Annotated in this window: 5 protein-coding genes; all 5 read left to right on the top strand. The window is 69.5% G+C overall.

The window, feature by feature from the left end:
* The coding region (locus Q7W02_27355) for a hypothetical protein (protein MDO8479845.1) at window positions 1-536 on the top strand (536 nt) is incomplete at its 5' end.
* 110 nt (window positions 537-646) lie between these two features.
* Complete coding sequence (locus Q7W02_27350; GenBank protein ID MDO8479844.1) at window positions 647-1,936, top strand: selenium-binding protein SBP56-related protein; 1,290 nt, start codon at window positions 647-649, stop codon at window positions 1,934-1,936.
* Entirely contained in the window at window positions 1,920-2,615 is a 696-nt protein-coding gene (locus Q7W02_27345) for an SCO family protein (GenBank protein MDO8479843.1), read from the top strand. The genes Q7W02_27350 and Q7W02_27345 overlap by 17 nt, the downstream gene beginning before the upstream one ends.
* Window positions 2,616-2,628: 13 nt before the next feature.
* Window positions 2,629-3,585, top strand: coding sequence for a hypothetical protein (locus Q7W02_27340; GenBank protein ID MDO8479842.1), 957 nt, complete (start codon window positions 2,629-2,631; stop codon window positions 3,583-3,585).
* Between the two features lie 165 nt (window positions 3,586-3,750).
* Entirely contained in the window at window positions 3,751-7,815 is a 4,065-nt protein-coding gene (locus Q7W02_27335) for a sigma 54-interacting transcriptional regulator (GenBank protein ID MDO8479841.1), read from the top strand.
* Window positions 7,816-7,819 lie beyond the last annotated feature (4 nt).

The raw sequence follows: 7,819 nt of genomic DNA, 5'->3' as shown, positions 1-7,819 counted from the left end.
GCTGCGGCTCCCCCGACTATCTGTGTGGTCGCCTCGCCTACGGCTGCGGCTCCCCCGACTATCTGTGTGGTCGCCTCGCCTACGGCTGCGGCTCCCCCGACTATCTGTGTGGTCGCCTCGCCTACGGCTGCGGCTCCCCCGACTATCTGTGTGGTCGCCTCGCCTGCGCCTGCGGCTCCCCCTTCCATCGGGTTCAGCAGCATGACCTCGACCCCGTCACGCAGCGGTGTGTCACGTCCCGCCAGCTCACCGTCGACGGCGATGGTCACTTCGGCGCCCTGCTCGATGCCGATGGCGGCCAGAAGGTCCGCGACCGCCGCGCCCTCGTGAATGGTATAGCGCTGCGGCCCGTCCTCGCCGCGCGGCATGAACCGGCGGAGATCGGCGAAGAATGTCACGGTGACAGTGATGGTGCGCGCGCTCACCTGTCGAACCATATCTCCGGCATACCGCCGCGATTATACAGGGCGTGGATCGGGGTCCGCCGCGTCTTTCGCGATCCACATCGGCTGCGGTATCCACAGCGCAGCCCTTGACAGGATTCCACCTCGGCCCTACCCTGATCCTCCATTTCGGTTCGGATGTCCAGCGCACCCATGATCTAAAGCCATAAGGGGAAAAGGACATGATCACGAGACCTGCCAGGATGCGAGCCCTGGGATTCATTCTCGCCGGTATCGTTGGCCTCGGGTGGTTTGGAGCCGCCGCGGCGGACGAGACCTGCCAGTCGCCCTTCCTTCCCAAGGTCACCGGACAGGAAGACTACATCTATGTCTGGACGCTCGGAATCAAGGGGCTCGGCGACGGCAACGACAGCATGGTGACGGTGGACGCCAATCCGAAGTCGGCCGGTTACGGCAAGATCATCCACCGCTCGCCGGTGCCGGGCCGGCACGAGGCCCATCACGCGGGGTTCACCGACGACCGCCGCTTCCTCTGGGCCGGCGGCCTCGATACCAGCCGGATCTTCGTCTTTGACGTCGGCACCGATCCCGCCAAGCCCAAGCTCGTGAAGACGATCTCGACGTTCGTGAAGGACACGGGCGGTATGGTCGGGCCGCACACCTTCTACGCCCTGCCGGGCCGCATGCTCATCTCCGCCCTGTCCAACGCCCAGGACGGCTCCGGGCGCACCGGCCTCGCCGAGTACAGCAACGACGGCAAGTTCATCCGCGCGATCTGGATGCCGAAGGAGGCGCCGTACGGGTACGACGTGCGGGTCAACGTCAACCTGAACCGCATGCTCACCTCCTCGTTCGCCGGGAAGAAGAACTACATGCGGCCCTTCGGCGAGCTGATCAAGGACGGCGAGGCGATGAAGAACTTCGGAGATTCCGTGATCGTCTGGGATTTCCACGCGCGCAAGCCGCTCCAGGTCCTCCGCGTGCCGGGCGCCCCGCTCGAGCTGCGCTGGGCGCTCCTGCCGAACCACAACTACGCGTTTACCGCGACGGCGCTGACGGGACAGCTCGTGCTGATCTACCAGCAGGAGGACGGCACGTGGGCGACCAAGAACATCGCCGAGATCGGCGCCAATATCCCGGTGGACATCAGCATCGCCCCCGATGACAGCAAGATCTACGTCAACTCCTTCGGCGACGGCACGCTCCGGGTATACGACGTGACGAATCCGTTCGAGGGCAAGCTGATCGAGCAGGTGAAGTTGGGCGAGACGGCCAACATGGTCTCTTCGTCGTGGGACGGCAAGCGGCTGTACGCCACCAACTCGCTCCTCTCCCAGTGGGACAAGCCCGGGGATTACTGGCTCAAGGCCTACGCCTGGGAAGGCGGGAAGCTGGTGCCGAAGTTCACCACTGACTTCAACGCCGTCGGGCGGGCCCACATCATGAACCTCAACAGCAAGGCGTTCGGCTCGCGGGCGGCGCGCCCCGCGCCCGGAGACCGGCGCCTGAGCGCCTATGCTGCGCCGCGCTGAGCTCGTGCTCGCGCTGCTCGTCGGCCTCGCGGTCGCTCCGGGTGCCGCGGCAGCCCACGAAGCACTGAGCCTGGAGGACGAGTTCGTCAAGGGGGTCTTCTCGCCCAATTTCGTTCCCCCGGCCGCCGGGAGCTACGAGCTTCCGGCGGTCAAGCGGGTCGCGGGCTTCCTATTGAAGGATTCGACCGGGCGCGCGGTGGACACCGAGCGGGTCACGGCGGGAAAGGTCGCCGTCGTGAGCTTCATCTACACCGCCTGTCCGGAGAGGCTCGGCTGCCCGCTGGCGAGCCTGGCGCTCCAGGATCTGCAGGGGAGGCTCAGGGACGAGGGTCTCCACCGCGACGTCGTGCTCCTCTCGATCAGCTTCGACCCCGGGCGCGATAGCCCGGCCCAGCTCGCCAAGTACGCGCGGGTCTACGGCGCCGATCCCGCCTTCTGGCGGTTCATGACCGCGCCCTCCACGCGCGTCCTCGAGGGCGTGCTCGAGAGCTACGGGCAGGATCGCGCGCCCGTGTACGACCCGCGCGGCAGGTTCACGGGCCGGTACAGTCATGTCCTCAAGGTGTTCCTGCTGGATCGGGACGGCTATATACGGAACATCTACAGCGCGGGCTTCCTGGTGCCGGACCTCGTCGTCAACGACATCAAGACCGTCCTGACCGACCGCGCGCGCGACTGAGGCGCGGCTGACCGTGCCCGCCGAGCCGGATCCCTTCGAGGCGCTCTACGCGCGCGGCGTGACGGACGGCCTGCCCGTCGTCGCGCCGACGGCCGCGCGCGTGGCCGCTGCCGTCGAAGCGAGCGGGCGGCAGGGCGACGAGCTGGTGGCGCTTGTGGCGCCGCGGCTCGGCCGCGCCACGGTCGAGAAGATCGCCATCAACGCCGTCATGGCGGGATGCCGGCCCGAGTACCTGCGGGTCGTGATCGCGGCCGTCGAGGCGATCTGCGACCCTGCCTTCGCGCTCGTCGGCGTCTCGGGCACGACCGACGCCGTGGCCCCGCTCCTCATCGTGAACGGTCCCGTCCGCGCGGCGCTCGACGTCAACTCGGGCGCGGGCGTCTTCGGCCCGGGCTGGCGCGCCAACGCGACCATCGGCCGCGCGGTGCGCCTGGTGTGGCAGAACATCGGCGGCGCGATTCCTGGTGAGATCAGCATGTCCACCTTCTCCCAGACGGGCCGGTACTCCTACTGCATCGGCGAGAACGAGGAGGCGAGCCCGTGGGAGCCGCTCCACGTCGAGCACAGCTTCGCCGCCGGCGACAGCACGGTGGCCGCTATCGCGGCCGAGGCGCCGCAGGTCGTGGCGAACACGCAGGGGCGAACGGCGCGCGAGATCCTGGCGACGATCGCCCGTAGCGGGATCGTGATCGCCAGCGAGACCCACGCCGGCCTCGGCGACACCGTGCTGGTGATCGGGCCCGAGCACGCGAGGACGATCGCGGCCGACGGCTGGTCGAAGGCGGACGCGCGCCAGTTCGTCTGGGAGCAGACGCTGGCGGACGTGGGCGGGCACGGCGTGACGAAGTTTCGCGAGCCGGCCAACGTGAAGATCGTCGTCGCCGGCGGCACGGCCGGGCGCTTCTCGGCCTGGATACCCGGCTGGCCCTTCCCGAACTCCCCGTCGAGCCTCGTCCTCAAGCGGATCTAGCTGTGCTTACTGTTCCTCATGGCATGCGGCGTGCTCCTCTTCTGCGCCTGAAGGAAGGGCGTCATGGAGGAGCGCATGAAAATCAGCGGGTTCGCTCCGGCAGTCACGGTTGGCGATGGTAAATTATCGGGCAGTAATCCGACCACCCGGGTAGATTGGGGCGCGATGGCAGGCCTTGACGAGATCCTTGGCGAGAGCGCCGCCATCCAGGCGCTGCGGGACAATGTCCGCCGCCTGCTGGCGCGCCCCCAATCCGGCCGCCGGATGCCGTCCATCCTGATCCAGGGCGAGACGGGGACGGGCAAGGGGCTGGTCGCCCGCCTCATCCATCGCCTGGGCCCGCGCGCCGGCGGTCCCTTCGTGGACGTCAACTGCGCCGCGATCCCCGACACCCTGCTCGAATCCGAGCTCTTCGGCTACGAGCGAGGGGCGTTCACCGACGCGCGGCGCGCGAAGGCCGGGCTCTTCCAGACCGCCCACCGCGGCACGATCTTCCTCGACGAGATCGGGCTGCTTCCAGCCGCGCTCCAGGCCAAGCTCCTCAAGGTGCTCGAAGAGCAGGTGGTGCGGCGGCTGGGGAGCACCACGAGCGAGCCGGTGGACATCTGGATCATCAGCGCGACGAACGCCGATCTGCGCGCCGCCGTCCACGAGCGCGCCTTCCGCGAGGACCTCTACCACCGCTTAGCAGTGCTGACGCTCACCCTGCCGCCGCTGCGCGAGCGCGGGCGCGACGTGCTGCTCCTGGCCGAGCGCTTCCTGGCCCGCGCCTGCGCCGACTATGGATTGCCGTCCAAGACGCTTTCGCCGGAGGCGCAGGCGCGGCTCCTCGAGCACGGCTGGCCGGGCAATGTCCGCGAGCTCGGCAACATGGCCGAGCGGGTGGCGCTTCTCGCCGAGGGCAACGTGGTGAGCGCGGACATCCTGGAATTGCCGTCGACGGTGGCCGCAGCGCAGCCGACGGCCCCCGCGCAGGTGGCGCCCCAGGGGTCGCTCCAGGACGCGATGCGCGGGCACCTGCTGGCCGCCCTGACCCAATGCGGCTGGAATATCTCGCGCACTGCGGCTCTCCTCGGGATCTCGCGCAACACGGTGCGCGCGCGCATCGAGAAGTACGGCCTCCGCACAGGGCCCGCACCCGCCGCCGCGGCCGCGGCCAAACCCGCCGCCGCTGCCCGCGCGGAACCGGCGCGCGTTGCCCCCAAACGGGCGGCGGCGCCCACGCGCATCCGATGGGCACGCCGGCGCATCACCATGCTGCGGGCGGAGCTCATCCCGCCCGCCGACAGCGACAGCCCTCCGAGCAGCACGCGCGAGATCGAGACCCTGATGGGCAAGATGCGCGAGTTCGGCGGGCACATCGACGAGCTGGGGCAGAACGCCATTTCCGCCGTCTTCGGCCTCGATCCGGCCGAGGACACGCCCCAGCGCGCGGCGCATGCGGCACTCACCATCGGCAAGGCGCTGGAGCGCCTGCACGTGGAAGAGGGCACGCCCTTCGGCGTCAAGATCGCCATACACACGATCCAATGCCTGGTGACCCCGCTGTACGGGCGCGTGGAGATCGACGCCGAGTCGAGACAACAGGCCTGGGTCACGCTCGCGGCCTTGTTAAAGGACGCCGCGCCGGGCGTCACCGTGGTGAGCGCGGCGGCGCGGGCGTTTCTCGATCGCCGGTTCAAGCTCGAGCGCGTCGGCCGCGGCGCGGACGCGGCGGAGCCGGCGTATCTCCTGGCGGGGCACGAGCAGCTCGGCCTTGGCCACGCCGGGCAGATGGTCGCGTTCGTCGGACGGAGCCGGGAGCTGGACGTGCTCCAGGGCCGGCTCGCGTCGGCGGTGGCCGGCCAGGGGCAGCTCGTCGGCATCGTCGGTGACGCCGGGATCGGCAAATCGCGGCTGCTCTTCGAGTTCCGCCGGCGCGTCGCCGCCCAGGGTCTGGGCTACATCGAAGGACGTTGTGTCTCCTACGGCAGCGCCATCCCGTACTTGCCCTTCCTCGACCTCATCCGGAAGGGCTTCGGGCTCACCGAGGCGGATGGGCCCGAGCCGACGACCGAGAAGATCCGGTCGGGGCTCGAGGCGCTCCGCCTGCCCTTCGGGGAATCGCTGCCATACCTGCTGAATCTGCTGGGCTTCAAGGACGAGACGCGGGCGTTGGAGCGCCTGAGCCCCGAAGCGGTGAAGGCGAACACGTTCGAGACGCTCAGGCGGGTCACCCTGCGCGCCAACCAAGCGCGCCCTCTGATCATTGCCCTGGAAGACCTGCACTGGATCGACCGGACGTCGGAGGAGCTGTTCGCCTCCCTGACCGAGGGCCTGTCGGGAACCCCGCTCCTCCTCGTTACAACCTATCGGTCGGGGTATCGGCCGCCGTGGATCGAGAAGTCGTACGCGACCCAGATCGCGCTGCCGCCGCTGTCCCCTGAGGACAGCCTGCGCCTCGCGCAGTCAATCCGCCCGGCGCAGCAGCTGCCGGAGCCGCTGGCCCGGGTCATCCTGAGCCGGGCCGAAGGCAATCCCTTCTTCCTCGAGGAGCTGACCCGCGCGGTCACGGACGGCGGCGACCTTCACGCCGACATCGCCGTCCCTGACACCGTGCAGGGCGTGCTGATGGCGCGCATCGAGCGGCTGCCCGAGGAGCAGAAGCGCCTGCTCCAGACGGCTTCGGTGCTTGGGCGGGCCGCGTCATCGAAAGCGCTCGCGGCCATGTGGGGAGACGCGGAGCAGCTGGCCGCTTCCCTGCGCGAGCTCGAGCGGCTCGAGTTTCTGTACGAGCGGCGCGCAGGCGAGGAAACGGCGTACGTCTTCAAGCACGCGCTGATACAGGAGATGGCCTACGAGAGCCTCCTCGGGCCGCAGCGCCGGGAGCTCCACGCCGCGGCCGGGCGCGCCCTCGAGCAGCTCCACGCGGCCCGGCTCGAAGACGTCTATGACCGCCTCGCGTACCATTTCGCGCGAACCGGCGAGACTGCGAAGGCCGTCGACTATCTCACGCGCTTCGCCGACAAGGCGGCGTCCCGCCACGCCCACGTGGAGGCGATCGCGGCGCTCGAGGAAGCTCTCGCGCGGGTTCCCGGGCTGCCGCGCGAGGCGCAGGATCGGCTCACCCTGGGGCTCGTCCTGCGGCTGGCAAACTCCCTGGTCTTCCTCGGCCGCTTCCGGGAGATCCTCGATCTCCTCGTGGCCCACGAGGAGCGGCTCAATCGCGTGGCGGACCCTCGCCTCACGGGGCTCTTTCACTTCCAGGCCGGACTCGTGTGGAGCTTCGTGGGCGACAACGAGCGCTCGGAGCTGCACGCCCGGAAGGCGCTCGAGGCGTCCCGGGAAGCGGGGGACGAATCCACCATGGGCAAGGCCCGGTACGTGCTGGCCCAGAATGGGATCTGGTGGGGCCGGCCGCACGAGGTCACCACGCACGCATCCGAGGCCATCGTCCTGCTCGAGCGCACCATCGAGCCCTACTGGCTGGGGATGACCCACTTCATCCTGGGGATCAACTACGCGTTTGTCGGGCAGTTCGTCGCGGCCCTGGCCGAGGAGGCGAAGGTCGACGCCATCGGTTCGGCGATCGGGAGCAAGCGGCTGCAGAGCTATGCGGCCTGGGCGAGCGGTGGCATGCGCGCGTTCATGGGCGACGCCGAGCTCGGGATCGAAGGCTGCCGCCGGAGCCTCGAGCGCTCACCTGATCCCTTCAACACGGCCGATGCGCTCTGCTTCCTGGGCTATGCGTATCTCGAGAACGGCCAGCCCGCTCAAGCCATCGGGCATCTGGAGCAGGCGCTCGACATGTTCGTGCAGTTCCGCCACCGGCACTTCCAGAGCCTGGTCACCGCCTATCTCTCCGAAGCCCTGTTCCTGATGGGCGACCTCGCCCGGGCGCGCCAGGTGGCGTCGGAGGGTCTCGAGCTCGCCAAGGAGGGTAAGTTCCACTACGCCAGCGCCCTGACCCGCCGGCTGCTCGCCCGCCTCGCACAGGCCGAGGGAGCGCCGGCGGACGCGCTCCGGCTCCTGACCGAGGCGCGGGAGCTGTTCGTGTCGGGAGACATGGAGCACGAGGTCGCCCGCACCGAGCTGGCGCTGGGCGAGCTGGCGCACGCCCGGGGCGACGGCGACGCGCTCCGGGCGCACCTCGCCCAGGCCTTAGCACTCTTCACGCGCCTTGGAGTCCCGCGGTACGTGGAGCGCACCCGGCGCCTGGCCGCGGGCTGGGGCGCGCCCCTGCCGTCGTGACGAC

The sequence above is a fragment of the Candidatus Rokuibacteriota bacterium genome (genome assembly GCA_030647435.1).
GTDB lineage: Bacteria > Methylomirabilota > Methylomirabilia > Rokubacteriales > CSP1-6 > AR37.
This window is presented reverse-complemented; position numbering and strand designations above follow the sequence as displayed.

Bases quoted from the DNA above. Each gene is read 5' to 3' on its own strand.
- Q7W02_27350 (MDO8479844.1), top strand. From the start codon at position 647: ATGCGAGCCCTGGGATTCATTCTCGCCGGTATCGTTGGCCTCGGGTGG.
- Q7W02_27345 (MDO8479843.1), top strand. From the start codon at position 1,920: ATGCTGCGCCGCGCTGAGCTCGTGCTCGCGCTGCTCGTCGGCCTCGCG.
- Q7W02_27335 (MDO8479841.1), top strand. From the start codon at position 3,751: ATGGCAGGCCTTGACGAGATCCTTGGCGAGAGCGCCGCCATCCAGGCG.